The organism is Burkholderia cepacia, from assembly GCF_029962485.1.
Classification (GTDB): domain Bacteria; phylum Pseudomonadota; class Gammaproteobacteria; order Burkholderiales; family Burkholderiaceae; genus Burkholderia.
In genome coordinates this window covers 801,684-823,120 of the sequence record NZ_CP073638.1, presented here as the reverse complement: position 1 = coordinate 823,120, position 21,437 = coordinate 801,684, and the positions used below count along the sequence as shown (strand labels likewise).

Annotated in this window: 17 protein-coding genes and 2 pseudogenes; 10 read left to right on the top strand and 9 right to left on the bottom strand. The window is 63.0% G+C overall.

Features of this window, described 5'->3' with window-relative positions; all coding sequences use genetic code 11:
* Positions 1-74 precede the first annotated feature (74 nt).
* Together KEC55_RS20135 and KEC55_RS20130 are read left to right on the top strand one after the other, a co-directional pair.
* A complete protein-coding gene (locus KEC55_RS20135) occupies positions 75-950 on the top strand; it encodes a PilZ domain-containing protein (RefSeq protein WP_282510025.1) in 876 nt (291 codons plus the stop codon).
* Positions 951-1,157: 207 nt separating this feature from the next.
* On the top strand, positions 1,158-1,487 hold the full coding sequence (locus KEC55_RS20130) for a DUF4148 domain-containing protein (protein WP_282510023.1): 330 nt from the start codon (positions 1,158-1,160) through the stop codon (positions 1,485-1,487).
* A gap of 100 nt (positions 1,488-1,587) precedes the next feature.
* Here the strand turns inward: KEC55_RS20130 and KEC55_RS20125 are convergent, their stop codons facing one another.
* The 3 genes from KEC55_RS20125 to KEC55_RS20115 are packed head-to-tail and all read right to left on the bottom strand — an operon-like array spanning position 1,588 to position 3,904.
* On the bottom strand, positions 1,588-2,481 hold the full coding sequence (locus KEC55_RS20125; RefSeq protein ID WP_282510021.1) for a DMT family transporter: 894 nt from the start codon (positions 2,479-2,481) through the stop codon (positions 1,588-1,590).
* Positions 2,482-2,489: 8 nt separating this feature from the next.
* Complete coding sequence (locus KEC55_RS20120; RefSeq protein WP_282510019.1) at positions 2,490-3,278, bottom strand: DUF2182 domain-containing protein; 789 nt, start codon at positions 3,276-3,278, stop codon at positions 2,490-2,492.
* A gap of 23 nt (positions 3,279-3,301) precedes the next feature.
* The gene (locus KEC55_RS20115) at positions 3,302-3,904 is read right to left on the bottom strand and encodes a DUF1326 domain-containing protein (protein ID WP_176045352.1); all 603 of its coding nucleotides are present in this window, start codon (positions 3,902-3,904) and stop codon (positions 3,302-3,304) included.
* Between the two features lie 325 nt (positions 3,905-4,229).
* On the opposite strand from KEC55_RS20115, the gene KEC55_RS20110 reads away from it, so the two are divergent.
* A complete protein-coding gene (locus KEC55_RS20110) occupies positions 4,230-4,634 on the top strand; it encodes a lysozyme inhibitor LprI family protein (protein ID WP_282510015.1) in 405 nt (134 codons plus the stop codon).
* Positions 4,635-4,692: 58 nt separating this feature from the next.
* On the opposite strand, the gene KEC55_RS20105 is transcribed toward KEC55_RS20110, so the two are convergent.
* Together KEC55_RS20105 and KEC55_RS20100 are read right to left on the bottom strand one after the other, a co-directional pair.
* The gene (locus KEC55_RS20105) at positions 4,693-5,340 is read right to left on the bottom strand and encodes a response regulator (protein ID WP_176045354.1); all 648 of its coding nucleotides are present in this window, start codon (positions 5,338-5,340) and stop codon (positions 4,693-4,695) included.
* Positions 5,337-7,451 (bottom strand): PAS domain S-box protein, encoded by a 2,115-nt coding sequence (locus KEC55_RS20100; protein WP_282510012.1) that lies wholly within the window; start codon positions 7,449-7,451, stop codon positions 5,337-5,339. Before KEC55_RS20100 ends, KEC55_RS20105 begins: the two co-directional genes overlap by 4 nt.
* A gap of 321 nt (positions 7,452-7,772) precedes the next feature.
* On the opposite strand from KEC55_RS20100, the gene KEC55_RS20095 reads away from it, so the two are divergent.
* The 4 genes and pseudogenes from KEC55_RS20095 to KEC55_RS20080 form a co-directional block, all read left to right on the top strand.
* A complete protein-coding gene (locus KEC55_RS20095; protein ID WP_176045356.1) occupies positions 7,773-8,243 on the top strand; it encodes a universal stress protein in 471 nt (156 codons plus the stop codon).
* 367 nt (positions 8,244-8,610) lie between these two features.
* Positions 8,611-9,117, top strand: a complete 507-nt coding sequence (locus tag KEC55_RS20090) for a cupin domain-containing protein (RefSeq protein ID WP_282510010.1) — start codon at positions 8,611-8,613, stop codon at positions 9,115-9,117.
* A 187-nt stretch (positions 9,118-9,304) separates the two neighbouring features.
* A complete protein-coding gene (locus KEC55_RS20085; protein ID WP_226146011.1) occupies positions 9,305-10,330 on the top strand; it encodes a DedA family protein/thiosulfate sulfurtransferase GlpE in 1,026 nt (341 codons plus the stop codon).
* Positions 10,331-10,556: 226 nt separating this feature from the next.
* Positions 10,557-11,562, top strand: a pseudogene (locus KEC55_RS20080) (contractile injection system protein, VgrG/Pvc8 family); the annotation flags it as partial.
* 263 nt (positions 11,563-11,825) lie between these two features.
* On the opposite strand, the gene KEC55_RS20075 reads toward KEC55_RS20080, so the two are convergent.
* Positions 11,826-12,089 (bottom strand): hypothetical protein, encoded by a 264-nt coding sequence (locus KEC55_RS20075; RefSeq protein WP_282510006.1) that lies wholly within the window; start codon positions 12,087-12,089, stop codon positions 11,826-11,828.
* Between the two features lie 258 nt (positions 12,090-12,347).
* On the opposite strand from KEC55_RS20075, the gene KEC55_RS20070 reads away from it, so the two are divergent.
* A complete protein-coding gene (locus KEC55_RS20070; RefSeq protein WP_282510005.1) occupies positions 12,348-14,465 on the top strand; it encodes a sigma 54-interacting transcriptional regulator in 2,118 nt (705 codons plus the stop codon).
* 134 nt (positions 14,466-14,599) lie between these two features.
* Here KEC55_RS20070 and KEC55_RS20065 read toward each other — a convergent pair whose 3' ends face one another.
* From KEC55_RS20065 to KEC55_RS20055, 3 genes are all read right to left on the bottom strand, one after another.
* Complete coding sequence (locus KEC55_RS20065) at positions 14,600-15,688, bottom strand: porin (RefSeq protein WP_282510004.1); 1,089 nt, start codon at positions 15,686-15,688, stop codon at positions 14,600-14,602.
* A 271-nt stretch (positions 15,689-15,959) separates the two neighbouring features.
* Entirely contained in the window at positions 15,960-17,429 is a 1,470-nt protein-coding gene (locus KEC55_RS20060; protein WP_282510002.1) for an aldehyde dehydrogenase family protein, read from the bottom strand.
* A 359-nt stretch (positions 17,430-17,788) separates the two neighbouring features.
* Complete coding sequence (locus tag KEC55_RS20055) at positions 17,789-18,715, bottom strand: amidohydrolase family protein (protein WP_282510000.1); 927 nt, start codon at positions 18,713-18,715, stop codon at positions 17,789-17,791.
* A gap of 598 nt (positions 18,716-19,313) precedes the next feature.
* Here KEC55_RS20055 and KEC55_RS20050 point away from each other — a divergent pair.
* Together KEC55_RS20050 and KEC55_RS20045 are read left to right on the top strand one after the other, a co-directional pair.
* The gene (locus tag KEC55_RS20050; protein WP_282509998.1) at positions 19,314-21,032 is read left to right on the top strand and encodes a GMC family oxidoreductase; all 1,719 of its coding nucleotides are present in this window, start codon (positions 19,314-19,316) and stop codon (positions 21,030-21,032) included.
* 174 nt (positions 21,033-21,206) lie between these two features.
* Positions 21,207-21,434: pseudogene (locus tag KEC55_RS20045) on the top strand (cytochrome P460); the annotation flags it as partial.
* Between the last annotated feature and the right edge of the window lie 3 nt (positions 21,435-21,437).

The window sequence follows — 21,437 nt, the reverse complement described above, 5'->3', positions numbered from 1 at the left end:
CCGTTCAGATTTCGCGCGATGCTGCCGTAATCAAGTTGTCAAGACAGCTCGCGCGGTCGCTCCGCGCCTCTCCGATGCGGCTTCCCACCGACTACGTCGCGCTCGCGCGCGACGATCTCACCGCCGGCGTTCCTCTCGGCTTCGATCTCTATGATGCCGACGGCGCGGCGTTGCTGCCGGCCGGCACGACGCTGCGCGACGCCGCGCAGCATGCGTTCCTGTTCGACCATTTCCGGCCCGTACGCCGACGCGATGACGCGCAAGCCGACCCGCGCGCGCAGGGCACGGTGCCGCCGGCCACGCGCATGGGGCTGTCGGCGGGCGCCGCGATCGGCATCCGCCGCCGGGTCGGCACGACTCGCGCGTTGCAGCGCTGCCGGCTGATCGGCGTCGCTGCGTCGGGCGCGCTGTTCGTCGAACCGCAGCAGGCGGCCGTGCTCGAATTCGCGCGCGGCGACGACATCGAGGCGGTCGCGATCGGCCGTGCCGCGGTGTCCCGTTTCGGCGCGACGGTCGAGGCGGTACAGGCATCGGGTGCCGCACCGTTCATGATCCTGTCGCCGCCCGGCTTCGTCGACCGGCTGCGCACGCGCGCGGAACCGCGCATACGGGTGCGGATCGCGGCGTGTTGTGCCGGCGGAGCCGAAGGGGCGGAAGGCATCGGGATGGTGCACGACATCAGCCTGAGCGGACTGTCGATTGCCGTCGACCGGCCGATCGCGGCAACCGGCGAGCCACTGCGCGTGCTGCTTCCGTTCGAAACGGGCGGACGCGTCGAGTTGCTGGCGCTGGACGGCACGGTGCGCGCCGTGCATGCCGATCCGTCAGCGCCGGCGCTGACGCTGCATCACGCGGCGTTCGGCGAAACCGCCGATGGCGATCTGGTCCGCCTGAAGGCGCTGCTGTTCGACCGGCTGATGGCATCGGCGGATACCGATCACCTGCGCTGACACGCCGCAGGGACCGCATATTTGGCGCGCGAACGCCGATAATCATCTGATGATTCGGCTTATTCCCGCGAGATTGTACGGTTTCCGTCAACAGTGAATTTGCGATTTAAGTATTTACCCTGATAGTCGCGCCTCCTAGACTTCTACTCATGCGCAACGACCTCGAGTCCGAAGCGCCTGACAAAACAATCCTGGAGGTAACGCATCATGAAATCGCTGATCAAGGCAGTTGCACTGGCCGCCCTGGTGGCCGCACCGATCGTCTCGTTCGCCCAATCGAACCAGCAGCCGCTGACGCGCGCGCAAGTGCGCGCCGAGCTGGTCCAGCTCGAAAAGGCCGGCTACAACCCGAACGACTGGATGAACTACCCGGAAAACATCCAGGCCGCCCAGGCCAAGATCGCCGCCGCACAGAACACCGGCGCACAAGCTGACGCAACGGGCTACGGCGCGAATGCCGCCGCCACGTCGCAGTCGGGCCAGCGCGTGGTCGTGCCGGCCGCCGCCGATCGTTCGTCGGTGTACTTCGGCCACTAAGCCGGCAGGCACCCGCAAGGGTGCCCGGCTCGTCGCTTCCCCTGAACCCGCGCACGGTAGCCGCCGTGCGCGGGTTTTGCATTTGCGCGGCCGGTCGGCATCACGATCCGGCATCGGCGTGGCGGGCCCGGCTCGCGAGCACGGCGGCGACACCGCCGAGAATGGCAGCCGACGCGAGCGCGAGCCGCCAGGTCGGCTGTTCCGACAGGAACAGCACCGCGCCGCATGCGGCGATCGGCGGCACCGACAACTGGACCGCCGCGGCGCGCATCGCGGTCAGGTATCGCAGCGCGGCGTACCAGATCACGTAGCCGATCCCGGACGTCAGCGCGCCGGACAGCACGGCGAGCACGATGCCGGCCGGCGTCAGGTGAGTGCGGGCGGCAAGCACGGCGCTCAACACGAGCGCCAGCGGCGCGGCCCGCATGAAATTGCCGGCGGTCGCCGCGACCGGGTCGGTCGTCCGACGGCCGCGTATCGAATAGATGCCCCATGCAATGCCGGCGACCGTCATCAGCGCGGCGCCGCTCGGCGTCGGAGCGGCCAGCCCCGGTGAGACGAGATACAGCAACCCGGCCAGCGCCGCGCCGAACCCGGCCCAGCCGGCGGGAGCAAACCGTTCGCCGGCGTGCCATCCGGCCGCGAACATCGTCAACTGCACCGCGCCGAACAGGATCAGCGCGCCGGTGGCGGCGCTGACGGTCAGGTACGCGAACGAGAAGCAAGCGACATACGCGAACAGCATGACTGCCGCGGGCCAGTCCGCCGGCTGGGCGGACCGCCGCGCACCCGCGCGCGCAACGAGCGCGAGCATCAGCGCGCCCGACACGAGGCGCACGCTGCCGAAGCTGGCCGCGTCGATCCGGCCGGCCTGCAGCGCGAGCCGGCACAGCAGCGAGTTCGATGCGAACGCAAGCATCGCGACCGACGTCAGCGCGGCGACGCGCGCGCCCGGCCGCACATGCGACGCGAGGGCGGAAGCGGGCGGGCGCATGGCGAGCCTCACGCGTGACCGGCGACGATCAGCACGGCCGCGCCGAACAGCGCGGCACCGAGCGGCGCGGTGAGCAGCCGCCCCCACACGGCATTCTTTTCGATGGCCATCAGCGCGGCGAGCGCCAGCATCCAGCCGAGGCTGCCGGCGCCGACGACGAACATCAGCAGCATCAGCGCCCAGCAGCACCCGATGCAGAACAGCCCGTGGCTGGCGCCCAGCGAGAACGCGTGTCGCAGCGGCGCACGCCCGCGCCAATGGCCGATCACGAAACCGAGCGGCGTGCGGCAACGCTCGAGGCAGCGTGCCTTCAATCCGCTGAACTGAAACGCGCCGGCGAGCGCGAAGACGGCCGCGCCGATCAACCAACCGCGCCACGCAAGCGCCGGCACGTGCGCAACGCCCGTCAGCAGCAGCGCGTGCAGTCCGTGCGCGACGAGACCGAAGCCGCTCCATGCGGAGATGTAGCCGAGACCGACGAGGGCGAGCAGCCACGCGCGGTCGGGGCGATCCGACACGACGCGCGCGAACGTGTCGAACAGCGTCAGCGTGGTCGGCAGCATCATCGCGAGGATCATCAGCGTCCAGGCTGCCGCGTCGAACGCGGCCGGCAGCCACAGCGCGCCACCCGGCAGCGCGCGGCACAGCGTGCTGAACGGCAAGGACGCCGCGTCGTCGCCGTGCTCGAGATAGCGCCCGTACGGGCTGCGCGTCCACGCCCACAGCGTGACCCACGCGAACCCGACGAGACTCGCGAGCACGAACGGAAACAGGCGCCGGTGCAACCGCGCGGCCATGGTCGTTTACGTGCGGTCGCGATTCATGCGTCGAACAGGAACGTGCTCTGCAACGCGTTGTGATCCTTCAGATCGACGTCGATGCCGATCGCCGCGTTCTTCGACCGGTAGACCGGCGCCTTGCCGACGAATACGGGTGCGCCGGGCACCGTCGAGAACACGGTGTCGGCCAGCGTCGTCTGCGCGCCGCTCGGGCCGAGGTAGGGTTCGAGTTCCGCGTGGTAGTCGGTGCCGATCGACAGCGTGCCGCGGGCGCCGACGACATCGAACCTGATCGGCGCGCGTTCGACCGACACGACCTTGCCGATCAGTTTCGCAAGCTCGGCGATCGGGCCGCCGGCCTGGCCCGTATAGACCTTGAGCAGCGCCTGCTCCTGCGCCTCCGACGCCGTGTCGCTGACGTAGATCGCGGCCGTCCAGTTGCCTTGCAGGATGTTGCCCGGCACGCGGCATACGGCGGCGATCGTGTTGCCGCCGACGTCGATACCGTCGACCGTGCCCTTGTCGACATGCCACGCGACGATGGTGTCGCAGACGCCGAAATCCGGATCCTCGCCGATCCAGCACGGGCACAGTACGCGACAGTTGCAGACCTCGAGCAGACGGCCTTCAAGGTGATAGCTCATGATTTCCTCCAGGTGAGCGACGGCGCTTGCGCGTTGTGCTGGGCGGAGGAAACCGGCTGACGAAACGTCATGCCCGCTCGGCGTCGCGAACGCGAAATGCGCTGAGGAATGCGGCGGAAGCGAAGACGGGATGGATGCGATAGCGCGGCCTGAAACGGCGTATCGATTTTCCAGTGTAGGCGTGCGGGGGCGATATGCAAGGCGCCGGCTGACAAGCGTCCGCGCGTGCGCTAGCATCGCGGACGGTGTCGCCGCGCGCCGAGGCGCGGCAGGGCAACCGGCCCGGCACCGGGTTCCGCATTTCAACGAACAACAAGGAGCATCCATGCGTGTCTTGACCGGTCTGCTGTGCTCGCTGGCGCTGCTGGCAAACGTCGCCCATGCGCAGACGAATTGTGCGGACGCGACGGATCAGGCGGCGATGACGGCATGTGCCGATCGCGCGTACAAGAAATCCGACGGGGAACTGAACCGTACCTACCAGGCCGTCACCGCGCGCCTGCACGATGCGCGGCCGCTGGCCGACAAGCTCGTGAATGCGCAGCGTGCATGGATTGCGTACCGCGATGCCGAATGCGGTTTCTCGAGCGCGAATGCCGAGGGCGGCAGTGCGTACCCGATGGTCGTCTCGACCTGCCTCGACGATCTGACGAAAGTGCGCACCGAAACGCTGAAGGGCTATCTGTCCTGCGAGGAAGGCGACCTGGCGTGCCCGGTGCCAGGCAAGTAAACGTCACGCGCCATTCAACCGGCCGCGCGTCACACGGCCGGCCAGGCACGCCATTCGGTTATACGTCGTCCGTTTCGTCGAGCAGCTTGTGCCGCATCGCGTACCGCACCAGCGCGGCTTCGTGCGGCATCTGCATCTTTTCCAGGATCCGCGTCTTGTAGGTGCTGACGGTCTTGGCGCTCACGCACAGCGCATTCGCGATTTCGGTCAGCGTCTGGCCGGCCGCGATCCGCCGGAACACGTCGAATTCGCGATCGGACAGCCGCTGGTGCGGCAGCGTCTCGGCCGGCTCGTTCAGGCTCTGCGCGAACTGCTCGGCCATCGCAAGGCTCACGTAGACGCCGCCCGACGCGACCTTCGTCACCGCGCCGACCAGTTCGGCGCTCGCGCTTTCCTTCGTCAGATAGCCGGACGCGCCTGCGCGGAACGCACGCACCGCGTATTGCTGTTCCGCGTGCATCGTCAGCACGAGCACGCGCAGCGCGGGCTTCTCGTCCTTGATCTGCTTGATCAGTTCGACGCCGTTGCGGCCCGGCATCGACAGGTCGAGCACGAGCACCTGCGCGGGTGTCGAGCGCACGAGCGCGATCGTCGACGGGCCGTCGCAGGCTTCGCCGGCCACCTCGAATCCGGTGGCGTTCTGGAGGATGTGCCGCAGACCGTCGCGTACGAGCGTATGGTCGTCGGCGATGAGCACCTTGATCATGTGATGAGCGTTTCCTGTTGAACGGTACTGAGCGGGAATGCGACGGTAATCGAGAAGCCGCGCGCGAGCGCGGTGTCGATCGTCACGGTGCCGCCGAGCATGTGTGCGCGTTCGCGAATGCCGATCAGGCCGAACGATTTGTCCTCGTGGGCCGGACCGCCGGGCGCCGCGCCGCGGCCGTTGTCCGCGACGCGCAGCACGCAGAAGCCTTCCTCGATGTCGAGCCGCAGCGCGACGCGCGTCGCATCCGCATGGCGTGCGACGTTCGTCAGCGCTTCCTGGACGATGCGGAACAGCGTGGTCGCGCCCGCGCTGGTGAACGAGAGGCCGCCCGTTTCGATGTGACGCTCGACATCGATCCCGTAGCGGTTCGTGAAATCGTTCGCGAGCCATTCGATCGCGGGAACGAGGCCGAGATCGTCGAGCATCACCGGGCGCAGGTCGGCCGCGATGCGCCGCACCGATGCGACCGTCGCATCGATCAGCCGCCGCATGCCCTGCAGGTGCGTCTGCACGTCCTCGTCGGGCTGCGCGCGGCCGGGCACGCGCAGCTGCTGCTCGACGACCGACAGGTCCATCTTCAGCGCGGTGAGCTGCTGGCCGAGGTCGTCGTGCAGTTCGCGCGCGATCCGCGTTTTTTCTTCTTCGCGCACGTTCTGCAGGTTCGCCGACAGTTCGCGCAACTCCTCGCGCGACTGCTTCAACGCGTTCTCGGCGCGCAACCGTTCGGTGATGTCGCGCAGCATCACGGTGTAGAGCTTGCCCGACGCGTCGCGGATCTGCGAGATCGACGCCTCGATCGGGAATTCCTCGCCGTTGGCGCGCAGCCCGAACAGTACGCGCTGACGGCCCATCTGCCGCTCGGACACGCCCGTCACGCCGAACTGGTCGACGTGCTTCGCGTGCGCGGCGCGGAACCGCTCGGGGATGAAGCGCGACAGCGGCGCGCCGATCGCCTCCATCGCGGACACGCCGAACACCTGCTCGGCCATCGGATTGAAGATCACGACCGTCTGCTTCTCGTCGATCGTGATGATCGCTTCCATTGACGAACGGATGATGCCCATCATCCGCGCCTCGTTGAGGATGCCGCGGCTGCTCGCGCCGGCATCGGCAGTCGCGCCGGACCGGCGGCGCTGCAGCGCATGGACGAGCGCCGCGAAGGCGAACGACGCGATCAGCCCCGCGGCAAGCACGGTGCCGGCCGCGCGCTGCGCACCGGTCGCGCTCGGGCGGCCGTCCGCGGAATAGGCGAGCGTCAGCGCGGTGCCGCCGAAATTCAGCACGTCGGTGCGTCGCATCAGGTCGGGCGATGCCGACGCTTCGTCGGTCGTCGACTCGACGCTGACGATCGCGCGCGGATCGCCGCCGGCCGTCATCCACAGGTCGATTCCGCGTTCCGCGTCGAGCGCGCGCTCGACCAGGCGCCGCGGGCTCAGCGCCGCGAACAGCACCCCGTCGACGCCGGCTTCACGCGTGCCGGACGGCGTGACGGCCGCATTCGGCGACAGGGTCACGGGCAGGAACAGCGTCAGCGTGCGGGCGTCGCGGGAGGTATCGTCGTCGGCCGGGTGGACGCCGAGTGCGATGTCACCGGTCTGCAGCGCGCGCGTCAGCGGCGCCGCGTCGGATACGCCGAAGCGGACGACCGGCGAGTTCGAGGCGGGCGCGCTGAGCGCCGCGGTCGCAAGCGGACCGGCCGGCAGCGGCTTCGCGCCGGCGAGCCCGCCGCGTGCGGCCGGCGACAGCGGCGCATAGCCGATCTGCCGGACCGGCGAGCGGGCGCTGTCGAGATCGAGCGTCTCCGCATACCGGCGCCATTGTTCGGGCGTCATGTCCGGGACGAGACCGAACGCGCCGCGCGCGCCTTCGAGCACGGCAACGCCGGTCTGCAACTCGTGCCGCAGCATCGCGGTCACGTGCGTCGTGCGGCGTTCGAAGCGCGTATGGACGGCGCCTTGCCACTGCTCGCGCACGAGCAGCGCGACGCCGAGCGACAGCACGGCGCCGGCGCATAGCGCAACGACGCCAGCCGCGAGCGGCTGGCGTAACATGGTCTGGAGGCGCGTGGGCCCTCGGGCGTCACGCGTCGGGGTTCCACTGGCGGTCATTCAATGGCCATTCTTGTTGGTCGGGCAGCCCGGGGCACTCGGGCAGCGCGGCAAAACCGGGGAAAACTCGCACCGGCTGCGTGCAACGTCTGTTTTCAAGATGAAATTGTGCGCGTTTTACACGTTTTTTGTAATAGGGTCACCAGAAATTGCGGCAAACGGCGTGAAGCAGCGGGCACGCCGGCCGCGTTTGACGCGCGTCAAGCCGCGCGTCGGCACGTGGGGCAGACTGTTCGGCAGGCAAGCCGGCACCGGGCCGGCTTGCGATGACGGGCCGCCGTGGCGTGATGCGCGACGCGTGCCCGGTCGGAGGGACGGACCATGTACAAGCGGATTTTCGTCGGGCTCGACGGCAGCCCGAGCGCGCGTCTCGCGCTGAACGAGGCGATCCGGATCGCGGCGGCGTCCGGCGGTGAAGTCACCTGCGCGTATGTCGTCGAGCACCGGCCGCAGCTCGTCGACGTCGACGCGGGCTTCGCGGCCGAGCGCGACGGCGACGCGGCCGCGACCGATGCCGTGACGCCGGTGCTCGACGACGCGAAAGCGGTGCTCGCGCAGCAGCATGTGACGGGCACCGTGCGCGCGCTCGACGCATACGGCGAGGATGTCGCCGCCGTACTGATGCGCACGGCGGCCGAAGCCGACGCGGACCTGATCGTGATGGGCACGAGCGGCCGGCACGGCCTGCGCCGGCTGCTGCTCGGCAGCGTCGCGGAATCGCTGCTGCGTGCGGCCGACCGGCCCGTGCTGCTGGTGCGGCACAACGAACCCGGTACGCCGGCGGCTGCGTAGCACGCGGTGTGGCGCAGAAGCAGGCGCTGCTGCGAGCGGGATGCAGCAGCGCACATACGCCGGCAGTCCGCCCGATGAAACGCGCGACGCGCTGACCGGCGCATCGTGCGCAGGCGCGCCTGTCGTCCTGTCGTCGCAGGTTCGGCGAGCCGGAAGCGGGCGCCCGTGACGCACCCGCGTGCCCGCGATTGCACACGCGGTTGCATCCCGACACGCAGTTCTGGCAGCATCGACCGGTGTCCGCTTGTTCGCCGCGCGCATGGCCGCGGCGATCGACGCAGGGGCATCCGGCAGGAACCGGTCGCACGGGTGATGAACCTGGCTGGCCGCCGGATGCCGGTTACCTACCTTACCGACGTCATCCGCCATGCCGATCTCCGCTCCCGACCTGATTCGCCAGTTCGACCTGCAACCGCATCCTGAAGGCGGCTATTTCCGCGAAACCTATCGCGCGACCGATTCGGTCGTGCGTCCGGCCGACGGTGCGCCACGCGCCGCGTCGACCGCGATCTACTACCTGCTGTGCGACGGCGCGTATTCGTCGTGGCACCGGATCCGTTCCGACGAGGTCTGGCATTTCTACGCGGGCGACCCGATCGAAGTGTGGGCGCTCGACGCGCACGACGGGCTGACGATCCACCGGCTCGGCAACCCGCTCACGCACCCGGGCACGGTGTTCCAGGCGGTCGTGCCGGCCGGGAGCTGGTTCGGCGCGCGCTGCGCGTCGCACGAGCATGTCGCGCTCGTGGGCTGCACGGTGGCGCCGGGGTTCGAGTTTTCGGAATTCGAGCTGGCCGATGCAGCCACGCTGGCCGCCGCGTTCCCCGACTACGCGGAACACGTCGCCCGGCTCGCGCAGCGCTCCGACGTGTGACGGTCACGGCATTGCCATCGTTGGCGCGAAGCCCGCGCAGACGGCGTGTGTTCCGCGCGATCGCGGCCAAACCCGTTTAGAATGCCCGTGATGCACATGGTCGGCCGCGGACGTGCCGCGGCGGCCGTTGCACTGCCGGTCCGACGGCTCCCGTCGCACGGCCCGCATGTCTTCCAGGAGCGCCGCCGTGTGGCACTTTCCCATCGCAATTCCATCGTCGCTCGGCCCGTGGGCCGTGTTCGCGAGCGTGTTGATCACGCAGCTCGGCGTGCCGGTGCCGGCCGTGCCGATGTTGATTCTCGGTGGCACGATGGCGGCAATGGGGCAGGCGTCGTGGGTCAGCATGTTTGCGGCGGCGATCGGCGCGACGATGCTCGCCGATTCGCTGTGGTTCTTCATGGGCCGTACGCGCGGCCGGCGCCTGCTGAACGGCCTCGTCCGCTTCTCGCTATCGCTCGACACGACGTTGCGCTTTGCCCGTAACGTATTCGAAAGATACGGCGCGCCGCTGCTCGTGTTGTCCAAGTTCCTGCCGGGCCTCGGCCTCGTGTCGGCGCCGCTGCTCGGCACGACCGCGATCGGCGTCGGCGTGTTCCTGTTCTGGGATCTGGCCGGCGCGTCGCTGTGGGCCGCGTTCTGGCTGGTCGGCGGCGCGGCCATTCATGATCAGATCGTCCAGTTCGTGCTGTGGGTGCGCGCGAGTGGCGGCACGATTCTCGACGCGTTCCTCGCGATCTTCATCACGTTCCTGCTGTACCGCTGGGTGCGCCGCGTGCAGTTCCGCCGGTATCTCGCGCAGGTGCGCATCTCCCCGCCGCAGCTCGTCGAGATGATGACGTCGGACGAGCCGCCGCTGATCTTCGACGCACGGCCGAAGGCGATCCGCGAGCGCGAACCGTACCGGATCGCCGGCGCGGTGCCGGTCGATCTCGATTCGCCGGACCTGCTCGACCCGGAACTGCTGAAACGGCCGATCGTCGTCTATTGCGTGTGCCCGAACGAGGCCACGGCCAAGCGTCTGATCGCGAAAATGCAGCGCAAGAAGATGATCCACAACATCCGTGCGCTGAAGGGCGGCCTCGATGCGTGGGAAAAGCACGGTTTCCCGGTCGAGCCGATGCCGGCCGATCTCGACGCGTCGCGTTATTTCGTGCGTCCCGAACACGGGGCGCTCGAAGGCGAATATACGGTGCGCGCGACGTTGTCGAAGTGATGCCGGAGAGGCCTTCCTGACGGTAAGTGTCCAAAGAGTGTGCCAAATTGGGAGTAGGCGGCAGTCCATAAGATCGCGACAGCATCAGACTCCGCGATGCGGGGGCGGAAGCCGGGCACCGACGTTCATGTGGATGCTCGGAACTCACCGCACGCTGCGTGTGCCGACGCAGCGGATCTCTTACAAGGGCGCGCATTTCGTCAAACGGGACACTGACCTGCCTGATTTCTTGGGCAAGACCAACAACCATGAGGGATGGCTCGAAAAGGACGCGCGCGAAATCGTTTCCGACGTGTTCAATCGCTATCCGCAGCTACAGGGGCGGTTCCGGTTCGACCTGACGCGCGAGCCTGTCGTGCGCTCACGGTGGCGCCAAAGCTTCGTGCATTGCCTTCTCGAAGATGAAGGCATTTATCTCCGTCGGATCCGCGAACCGACAAAGGAAGGCGAGCCGCCGAAAACGACGCTCGTTGTCGTGGACCGTGTATCGTCGCTGCCGGAAGGGAAACCGGCCGACTATTATCGGGGCAACACTGATCACGAAGCGGACGGGTTCACGCAGTGGGCGGTCATGCAGACCATGCAGAGCCTGAGTTACATGTCACGTGCGTTTGACTACAAGCGACCGACATCCCATTCCCAGACGGAAAGCGCTTGCAATCCACGGCCTACGCAACTGACGGCGGGCGGCAGTCGGAAGCGCGCAGCATCCCCGCAGTATCAATGATGGTCTATCAGCCGACAGCTACGGCGACCCCGACTCGGACAGCGGCGAAGGCCGCGCCCGTCGTCATGTTGACGAGTGGGATTCTCGTGCGCGTCGCGATTTCGGTGTCGGTGGTCTGCGATGGCTCGATGCCGGATTGCGGATCACGCTGAACAACCATCCACGTCATCCCGACAGCGATCCCAAGAAACGGGAATTTCTCGTCATCGAAGCACGTTGGTTCATCGAAAACAACGTGTCGCTTGGTCAACAGGCGACGGAATATCCGCGCAGTCTGCGCGTGACGCTGGCCGAACAGCAGGCGGTACACAGGGCGCGCTTCGAGACACGGGAACACTCGCAGGACGGGACGGCCGGATTCTTTGTCATTGAGGTTGAAGCGCAAGAGGCGGGCGTAGAGTATCGCAGCCTGCTCGCGCATCCCAAGCCGAACATGACCATCGAGCACGCGATCACCGTGACGCAGCAAGGATCGGAGGCATGCGCGAAGGCACATGGCGCTTGGGTATTGGTGGATGAGAAAGGGCACGAGCTATTTCGCTATACGGCGGCGCACCTAAAAGCCGGATGGGAAGCAATAGTACAAGTGACCGATATGACAATGTGCTCACGCATATCGATTGGGCGAAGGTTGGTGTGACGTTGCTGAAAGGGGCTGCTCCACCTAGATTGTTGGCACCCGGTACCAGATAGCCATTCTTGGCGCTGTCGGGAACCGCACAAGACTCATCGCGGAGTGTGATCGCTCGCGGCATTGAAAGGTGGTGGTCAGGGGGGCGGTTGCAAGGACGAGATCCAGATACGAACGTACGCCGGGCAATTGCGCAGCGCAATACCTTGTACTTCACACTTGAGCAAGAAGCGGACGGCTTCGTCGTCCACCTGGATCAGACTCTTGAGATCTAGCGCTATTACCCGGTCCGCAGGTTCATCAGTAAGCAGCGACGACAAAACGTCCAGATTGTCGGCACGAAGGTCACCGATTACGCCTAGCAAGATGTCGCCATTGGCGATGCGTTGTATCTTGAGCATTGCTCGTCACGTGGGGTAAGGTATTGATGGTCGCTTGCCGTGGACGCTGCAAGTATCGCTCCTGCCGCAAGTAGCCGGATTCAGAGGATTGTGCGTGGCTGAACATTGTCGACATCTCACTAATGGCGATATGCTGGACAACAGCACACCAGAGTTGGAAGGTGAGCAGGCGTCACCTGCGCCAACTTGTCAACGCAGAATTGTGGGTGCTTGAACGGCGGTAATCTTCTCATCGGGTGTCGAGCGGACGGATACGTTATGAACGAGTCACTGCAAGCCAGTCTGAATCTGATTCCTGCTCATGCGTGGTACGCGGAGCCGTCGGGCAATCTCACGTTTCTGAACGGGCGATGCGCGGATTACCTGGGGCTCGCGAACGACCATCCGCTAAGATCCGGGATCGAGCAGGATTCGGCATGGGATGCTCATATCGCTTTTCTGCATCCAGACGATCACGCCGAGACTCGCAGGATCTGGTCGCGGTGCATTAAGTCCAAATGTGCGGGGGAAGTTGCGTTTCGAGTGCGCAGCGGAGACGGCGCGTATCGCTGGTTCCTCAGCCGCGCTGAACCTCGTCGCGCAACTGCCGGGGAGTTGGTAGGCTGGGTTGGCCTCAATCTCGAGATCGAAGAGCAAAAGCAATCCGAGTTCTCCTTGGCGAAGGGCGAACGGCTTACACACTTCGGCACCTGGGTCTTCTGTCCGTCCGGTTTTGAGTACTGGTCTTCCGGCTTGTTTTATATCCATGGCCTTGAGCAGGCGGCCAAGGCACCGAGCATTGCGGAGTACATGGCGATTGTGCACCCAGAAGATAGGGACTCTGTTGCAGGTGAAATTAAAAATATGCTCACCGAGGACAGCTCCTTTGACTTTACCAAGAGGATTGTGCGGCCTGACGGGGCAACCCGTCATATCCGTTGCGTCGGCACGCCGATGCGCCATGACGGGACTTCCCAAGGGTTCATCGGGGCTGGCATAGACGTTACCGAGCAGGTGCAGTTGATGGAGGCCCTGCGTTCGAGTGAAGAAGAACTCAGGCAGATCACCGACCTCTCGCCCCAGCATATTGGCGTAGTGGGACCAAACGGCGAGCACTTGTATGCAAACCGTACTGCGCTCGCCTACATAGGCGCCAGTTTGGAAGAGTGGAAGAGCGGAGCCGTGGGGCAGGGTGTTCATCCCGACGACCGCGAAAGGTTTCGCAGTCACTTGGAAAATGGCGCATCCGGCGACATGGAATTGAGGCTGCGCAAGAGTGATGGAAGCTATCGTTGGTTTCTTGCGCGGTTCAACCCGATATGTAACAACCATGGTCAGCTGGTTCGTTTGTATGTCACATGTACAGATATTGAAGATCGGAAAAGGTCTGAGAATAGGTTGCTACAGGAGAACGTTGCCCTTCGGGAGGAAATCGACAGAAAGTCGATGTTCGAAGAAATCATCGGTACGTCACCGCCATTGATCGAGGTCCTTTCGCATGTGACAAAGGTTGCAGCCAGCGAATCGACAGTACTGATAACCGGCGAAACCGGGACAGGTAAAGAGCTGGTTGCTCGCGCGATTCACCGGCGGTCAGACCGTTCAACTCGGGCATTTGTAGCGATAAACTGCGCCGCTATTCCTCGTGAATTGATGTTTTCAGAGCTGTTCGGGCATGAAAAGGGCGCCTTCACTGGTGCCACCCAGCGGCGACCTGGTCGGTTCGAACTTGCCGAGGGAGGGACGATCTTTCTGGATGAGGTGGGTGAGCTACAAGCGGACACGCAGGCTGCGTTGCTGAGAGTACTCCAGGAGCGCGAATTTGAGCGTGTCGGGGGAAGGGAACTCATTCGCGTCAACGTTCGTGTGATTGCCGCCACGAATCGTGATTTGGAAGAAGCAGTTTCCGCCGGAACCTTTCGACAAGATCTTTTTTATCGTCTCAACGTATTTCCGGTGGAGATGCCTCCCCTGCGCGAACGTGGAGACGACATTCCAATGTTAGTTGAGTATTTTATCCACCGCTACGCAAGGAAGATGGGAAAAGTATTTCGACACGTCAACAAGCGGACGCTGGATCGACTGAAGAGTTATCCGTGGCCTGGAAATGTTCGCGAGCTACAAAACGTCATCGAGCGATCGGTCATTGTCTGCGACACCGAAGAATTTGCGATTGACGAGCGGTGGTTATCGTCGCGACCGTCTGCCGATAGCCGAACGGCTCTTTCCAGTTCGATCGTGGCTCACGAAAAGACCATTATCGAGGAGGCCTTGCGCGCCTGCGGCGGGCGGGTCTTTGGATCCGCGGGTGCTGCGAACCGTTTGAGCATGCCGCGCTCGACGCTAGAATCGAAAATCCGCGCTCTGGGGATCGACAAGCGTCGCTTCCGGCAATGATCGATGCACCACTGTTGGCTTAGTTGTTGTACAGGATTTCGGCATGATGACGTATCGTCAACGAGCGGTGCATATAAGTATAAGAAAATCAGCGTTTTATTATTGGGCCAACAATTGCTTGTGGCTGGTAGTATCTAGAAGGCTGTATGGACACCAAGATGCGCAATCACCTGCGTAGGACTACTCGATGCACCGTCAGGATCCAGCACCCCGTCGATCTGCGCGTGCGCGCCACTACTGGCGCGTTGGTACACGCCGCTGACGTAGACTGTGGTCTGCTTTGACAGCGCGTACTGCAGTGAGGCATCGATCTGGTGGGCGTGATTGTCGTCTACTCTCGCGTTGCCCTTCATATAAAGGTAGTCGACACCTAGTATTAACGCCTGCGTTAAATGCCGTGTCGTGCCAACCTCAATCATCCAGGCCGTAGCACCCGACGCGGAATTTCGTACCGAGGTGAACAATACGCTGGTCGTCAATTCGTCTGTAGCATAGTGAGCACCGGTTCCGAAATTGGTGATCGTGGATGCCGGCGAGCCAGCGACCGAGGTATATCTCTGGTTCGTATAGGCCGCGCCCACGCCGAAGTTTCCAGACCCATAGCTGACTCCGAAACTCTGGGTGCTCTCGAGTCCTGTTGCGCTATCAGGGTCCCGTAAACCATACAGTGCTCCGAATGTCATGCCATCAACCGAAGGACTGACATACTTCACTGCGTCCGGTACGCGCTGCGTCGCGCCAACCCGATCCCAGTCGAACGCGCCAGTGGGGTTGTCAGGCAGCGCCAGCTTCTGGAATGGCCCATTACGAAAGTTGTATAACCCTGCGACATCGCGTGCTGAATCATCGCCGCCAAGAAGCAGCACGTCGTACATGAAGTCGTATTGATAACCCAGGGTCAGCGTGCCAAATCGGTCGTTATGCAAGCCGAGGAAGGCCGTTCGCCCGAATATCCCGCTGCCGATGAACTCTCCCGTTCCCGGCGAAAACTGGCTCGAAAGTTCAAAAAGTACCGAAGCGCCGCTGCCCAAGCCTTCGTTGCCACGTAGCACGATAAGATTAGGCGAAAAGATTCCATCATCGAACTTTACAACGGCATGGCCATTTTGGTTGCTGACATATGTCATGCCGACATCAATCGAGCCGAATAGGCTCACACTGCTTTGCGCACGCGCGGTCGCATTCATCGCCAAAAGAGCGGCAAGGAAAAATTTCTCTTTCATACATGTTAGTAAGCCGAACCGATTGTTGCGAGATGACACGGGCGCCACTCATCTCCCACTCATGGATTGGTGGGCGCACGCCGCCTCCATGTCGGCAGGCAGCGGCGTGCGAGAGAGTACGATTCAGACTCGGAATTGCTGGTGTTGCAGGAGCATGGATCACCAACAGGTTAGGTCCCGTGTACGCAGCACAGTTAATTGACCGCCGACCGGTTATCCGCGTGACGAGTTCTCAGGAACCGGTCCGATGGTCATCGAATTTAAAGGCACATCAAAACGGGTATTGACGCTGAACATTGTGTGAGTTGATCCATATGACGTCCTGGAACTCCTTCAGGCTTTCAGGACCAGTACGCCCCCACCCGCTATCGCGTACACCTCCCATTGGTGCGTGGATTTCATCGTTCACCGTTGCCGAGTTGACGTTGACGATCCCGGCCTGAATCTTTGGGGCGAGATTAAACGCCCGATAAGTGTCGCCAGCCAGTATCGAGGACGTGAGCCCATAGAGCGTGCGGTTGGCAGCTTCGACGGCCTGCTCTGGCGTGTCGACCACCTCAACGATCACGACCGGTCCGAAGGTTTCCTCGTTTGCGATGGCTGCATCAGATGGAACATTGCTGAGAATTGTCGGCTGGTAAATCTGATTCTCGAATACGCCGCCCGTATGTATCCTGGCACCTTTCGCCAACGCCTCCTTCACACGGTCGTCGACCAGCTTGACCGCTGCTGGCGTGATCAGTGGCCCGATGATCGTCTTGTGATCCTGGGGATCCCCGGAGGGAAGCGTCTTTGTCCGTGCTGCGAACTTGACCAGGAATTCATCGGCGATCTTCCGCTGAACAATGATCCGGCGAGTGTTCAAGCAGATCTGGCCCTGGTGGAAGAACGCGCCGAACGTTGCGGTGCGAACCGCGTAGTCCAGGTCGACATCGTCAAGGACAATCAGCGGATTGAAGCCGCCCAGTTCCATCGTCGTGCGCTTGAGCGTTTCGCCAGCCCGTCTGGCGAGCATCTTCGCGGTTTTGACGCCGCCGATCAGATTGATGACGCGGACATCCTGGCTTTCGAAGAAGACGTCGGCGATCTCTCCGGCCCCACCTGGCGCGTGTGTCACCACGTTGACGACGCCTTTGGGAAAACCCGCCTCCTCGACAATTTGCGCGAGGATCAGGCCTGCTGAGATGGGGGCTAGTTCAGACGGTTTCACTACGACCGTGTTGCCGGCAGCGATTGGAGACAGGACGGCTCGCCATGACAGTACGTTGGCCCCGTTCCAGGGCGTGAAGCTTGCGACGACACCTAGCGGGCGGCGCACACCAATGGAGTGGGTCCCAGGTGCATTGCTTGCGAGGACTTCCCCCTTCGGAAGGTACATCCAGCCAGCAGCCTGTTCGATGGTTGCTGCAACAAGATCCTGCTGGAACGTGGCAAACGAGATTGTGCTGCCGGTTTCCAGGGCGAGGATCTGAGCGATCTCGGCGCGTCGGCGCTTGACTATCTCCGCAGCCTTGAAGAATAGCTTCGCGCGCTCGGCAGGCGTGGTTTCCGCCCAAGCGGGAAAAGCCGCGGCGGCAGCGTCAACCGCGATTACAGCCTCTGCGCGTCCGCCCGCAGCGACGCGCGCGTATAACGCACGATCATAGGGCTGGTAGACATCAAAAAGCTTGTTGTCTTTCGCGGAGCGCCACTCTCCACCAGCGAAATATCGATACTCCTTGATGCCATCCACGTCCTTCACGTTACTGTTCTCCGACATTGCTTCTCTATGAACGCGTCCCGGTTGCAGCAGTTTTCGAATGGTCAGACAGGCAGGATTGGCTGCAGCTTGATATCCGCGTTATTGCAGTTGGTCCTGTCGCTGTTGTCATCACACTCGAATACGGCACAACCTTTCGGTGTTCACCCTTGGTTGAACACGTTAATCGTCTACAGTGCGTGGGCCACCCAGTCGGGATTCACGCTACATGTAGTCCTCCTTGCAGTACGGTCTGTTGTGGGCGAGTTCCGCCCGGGCAGTCCGCTCCTACCTGGGTTGCCGGCGCGATAATTGCAACTTCTGCCACGTTGCCGCCTGTCTCCGGCGGTACTGGTGGGGGCTCACTGTCGACCGAGCAGACGCGCGGCATTGTTTCGGTACACGGCGCTCATCTCGACTCCGGGTACGTTTATTTGATCCAGTACGGTCCCGAAATGCTCGATCGCAGGTAGCGGTGCGAAAGGGAAGTCCGTGCCGAACAGGATGTGATCCGGGTCGGTTACCTGTGCCAATGCCGTGAGAGCGGAGGCACCGGCCGAAAGCGCGGTATCGAAGTAGAAAGATCGAATAGCGGTCATGGGATCACCGTATTGCTCCACGAGGCCAGGCATCATGGAGATCGACAGCGACAATCTCGGTGCGAGAAAGGGCAGCGTGCCTCCTGCATGTGAAAGGATGAATCGAAGCTTCCGGTAGCGATGGACCGCTCCCGAGATAATCAGGCTTGCAGCGGTTCGGGTCGTATCGAATGGAAACTCCAGTACGGACGCCGGTGCAACGCGTGGTGTTTCGTAGGGCGGCTGATTTGGGTGGATGAACGCCACCGCGCCCCGGCGATCAAGTTCCTGCAACACCGGTTCGAACAGAGGATCACCGAGATAGCGACCCTCATAGCTGGTGAACACAATGAATCCGTCGGCGTTCAGCGTATCGAGGCTGTACTCGATCTCTCGCAGCGATGCGTCCACGTCGGGCAGGGGCAGGCTGCAGAACGAACCGAACCGGCCAGGGTGGCGGACTCTCAATTCCGCTGCGGCTTCATTGCACTGTCGCAGCAGGTTCGCAGCATTCGGGAGAAGGGGGCCGGAGGACACGGACGCGATCCCTTCGCGGATGCCGTTGGCATCCATCATTGAGATGGCTGCCTCGGCTGACCAGGAAGGGGCTTTGCCGCCTGGCATCACGGACGCCAGCATATCCATTCCGACAGCGTCCACGTAGACCTTCGGAAAGATGTGGTGATGCGTATCGATCTTCTCTAAGTTCATATCCTTATCCTTTGTGATGCGCCATCTCAATCCGCGCATGGACCCATCGGAGGCGGAGGATGAGGTACATGTAACGCGCCCATTGGCCGCTCTCAAGTCGGCTATGTCCCTGCGGCGCCGGCAGCAGGGAATACGCTATACCTTTGCAATTACTGGTCCAGTTGCAGTGCGTTGATATTTATGACTATTTATGCACTGCTAACTGGTGATATTTCATCAATGGTGAGCCGCCGTACAACAGGCCGTCGGCAACGACGACGGGATCATTGCGGAAAAAGTGTGCGTCGACACCCGGGGTGTACATCCCTTTTCGATGCAGTCCGGTCTCGATCAATTGTTGCGCGAAAATTCGCCATTGACGGAATCACGTCAGTCCAGTCAGGACAAAACAAGCGAATAATCAATGGCTTAGATTTGGATCGCTTATTGCTTTGAAAGACCCATGCTTCTTACTGATTCGCGGCGGTAAGGGCATCACCATAGACCTTGGATGTGTGCGCGGTGCGCGCGGTGTCGCGCTTCGCTCTCACTGCAAGTCTTCATATAGACACGGGGACATGCGGATGCAAAGTCCCACCCCGCAAAGGAGATTTCAAGAATGAGTAACCAGGGTGAAATAGTGCAAGCCCTCCTTGATCAGGTTGTGTACGGCAAAATGAGCCGCAGGCGCTTTCTGGCCGCCGCGGGTGCCGCTGGCATTGCCGCCGCCGTTTCGGGGTCGATGGTAGAGCAGGTCTTTGCAGCAGGAGAAAATCAAAGTGCTAACCAGGCGCAACTCAAGGACGGGTACGACTACATTGTGGTCGGCGCCGGCGCTTCCGGATCGGTGATCGCTGGCGAACTGTCAAGGACCGGTGCGGAGGTACTGGTGGTGGAGTCAGGCGGCGCGGACACGGCACCGACGATCAATAATCCAAGTGTCTGGTTTTACAACATTGGCGGTCCACTGGATTGGCACCTGCCAATCACTCCGGTTGCGCAACTGAACAACCGCAAGTTCAACATGGCTCTCGGACATGTTCTGGGCGGCGGAGCCTCGATCAATGCCATGGTCTGGTCACGGGGGATGGAGCGTGATTTCGATGCCTGGGCCAAAGGTGGTGCGAAGGGCTGGGGATTCAAGGACGTGTTGCCCATCTACAAGGCTCAGGAAGACTGGGAGGGGGGTGCGAATGAATGGCGCGGTGTGGGCGGCCCCGTCCATATCCGCAAGCCGGGGGATCCCCATCCGACAGCCCCCGCGTTCATCGAGGCAGCGCGTGAGATGGGTGTCCCCATTCTCGATGATGTCAACGGTCCGATGAAAGCCGGCGCGGGCTACATAAATATGAACATCTCGGCTGACGGTTCGCGGGTGAGCGCGGCCCGCGCTTTTCTGCGTCCTAATCTTGGCCGCTCGAACCTGACCCTGCTGCTAAGCACCGACGTCACCAAGATCGACTTCGAAGGTGATCGCGCCATTGGAGTGAGCCTGGTCACTGGTGGCATACCGAGGTCGATCAGGGCAAATCGTGAAGTGATCCTGGCCGCGGGCGCGATTCACAGTCCCAGGCTGCTTATGTTGTCAGGTGTTGGCGATGAATCGCAATTGAAGCGGCTTGGCATCAAGACGGTCGCCAACCTGAAGGGGGTGGGGCGAAACCTCCAGGACCATGTTCTTCTATCCGGCGTCGTCTACAAGTACAAAGGAAAGATGCCGGACCGTCCCGCCGACAGTAACGCCGTCGAAGCCGAGGCGTATTTGTCCAGCGGCGTAGATGGACACACCAACGACATTCAACTTGTGCTTGAGCAACTTCCAATCGCAACGCCGGAGGCGGCCGCTCGCTTCGGTACGCCGCCGAAGGAGGGTTTCACGATCGCGCCGGCCCTGGTTCAACCGACGAGTCGCGGCACCGTGCGGCTGGCCAGCGCGGACTGGCGAGATGCCCCTGTCATCGAGGCCAATCATCTGGGTACTGATCGTGACCTTGCCGCAATCGTGCGTGCAATTGAGGCAGCACGTGAACTGGGCAGTCAGGCAGCGTTCGATGGCATACGGGAGGCGGAGATCGTTCCCGGTCCGAAGGCCAGCACTCGCCAGCAAAACATCGATCTCGCCCGGACTGGCTCGAGCAGCTACGGCCATCCCGTAGGCACCGCGAAGATGGGTACCGGCAAGGAGGCGGTCGTGGACAACGAACTTCGCGTCCATGGCATCCGGGGCCTGCGTGTTGCCGATGCGTCGGTCATGCCAACCATCGTCTCCGGAGCGACCAACGCGCCCGCTTATATGATTGGTGGCCGCGCGGTGGAGTTTGTCAAAGCAACAGGCTGACGAAACGACCCTCTTTGGTCGCGGGCGCCGGATCCATGCCGGCGCCAGTCTGCGGGCTGGTTGGCGCGCGGTTACCCGAACCAAGGCAGCAATTGGCCGGCCATGCATCCTGGAGCGAGGGTATCCCTTCTTACGAATCTTGACGCCGCGTGCGCCTTTGCGCTCCGGTCCTCTTGCGTGTGCCCGAACGAAGCCACCGCGAAGCGCCTGATCGCGAAGATGCAGCGCAAGAAGATGATCCACAACATCCGCGCGCTGAAGGGCGGCCTCGATGCGTGGGAAAAGCACGGTTTCCCGGTCGAGCCGATGCCGGCCGATCTCGACGCGTCGCGTTATTTCGTGCGTCCCGAACACGGGGCGCTCGAAGGCGAATATACGGTGCACGCGACGTTGTCCAAATAAATG

Coding starts and splice junctions, on each gene's coding strand:
- KEC55_RS20120 (WP_282510019.1), bottom strand. CDS start 3,278: ATGGCCGCGCGGTTGCACCGGCGCCTGTTTCCGTTCGTGCTCGCGAGT.
- KEC55_RS20110 (WP_282510015.1), top strand. CDS start 4,230: ATGCGTGTCTTGACCGGTCTGCTGTGCTCGCTGGCGCTGCTGGCAAAC.
- KEC55_RS20115 (WP_176045352.1), bottom strand. CDS start 3,904: ATGAGCTATCACCTTGAAGGCCGTCTGCTCGAGGTCTGCAACTGTCGC.
- KEC55_RS20125 (WP_282510021.1), bottom strand. CDS start 2,481: ATGCGCCCGCCCGCTTCCGCCCTCGCGTCGCATGTGCGGCCGGGCGCG.
- KEC55_RS20050 (WP_282509998.1), top strand. CDS start 19,314: ATGAGTAACCAGGGTGAAATAGTGCAAGCCCTCCTTGATCAGGTTGTG.
- KEC55_RS20065 (WP_282510004.1), bottom strand. CDS start 15,688: ATGAAAGAGAAATTTTTCCTTGCCGCTCTTTTGGCGATGAATGCGACC.
- KEC55_RS20105 (WP_176045354.1), bottom strand. CDS start 5,340: ATGATCAAGGTGCTCATCGCCGACGACCATACGCTCGTACGCGACGGT.
- KEC55_RS20130 (WP_282510023.1), top strand. CDS start 1,158: ATGAAATCGCTGATCAAGGCAGTTGCACTGGCCGCCCTGGTGGCCGCA.
- KEC55_RS20055 (WP_282510000.1), bottom strand. CDS start 18,715: ATGAACTTAGAGAAGATCGATACGCATCACCACATCTTTCCGAAGGTC.
- KEC55_RS20070 (WP_282510005.1), top strand. CDS start 12,348: ATGAACGAGTCACTGCAAGCCAGTCTGAATCTGATTCCTGCTCATGCG.
- KEC55_RS20090 (WP_282510010.1), top strand. CDS start 8,611: ATGCCGATCTCCGCTCCCGACCTGATTCGCCAGTTCGACCTGCAACCG.
- KEC55_RS20135 (WP_282510025.1), top strand. CDS start 75: ATGCGGCTTCCCACCGACTACGTCGCGCTCGCGCGCGACGATCTCACC.
- KEC55_RS20095 (WP_176045356.1), top strand. CDS start 7,773: ATGTACAAGCGGATTTTCGTCGGGCTCGACGGCAGCCCGAGCGCGCGT.
- KEC55_RS20100 (WP_282510012.1), bottom strand. CDS start 7,451: ATGACCGCCAGTGGAACCCCGACGCGTGACGCCCGAGGGCCCACGCGC.
- KEC55_RS20075 (WP_282510006.1), bottom strand. CDS start 12,089: ATGCTCAAGATACAACGCATCGCCAATGGCGACATCTTGCTAGGCGTA.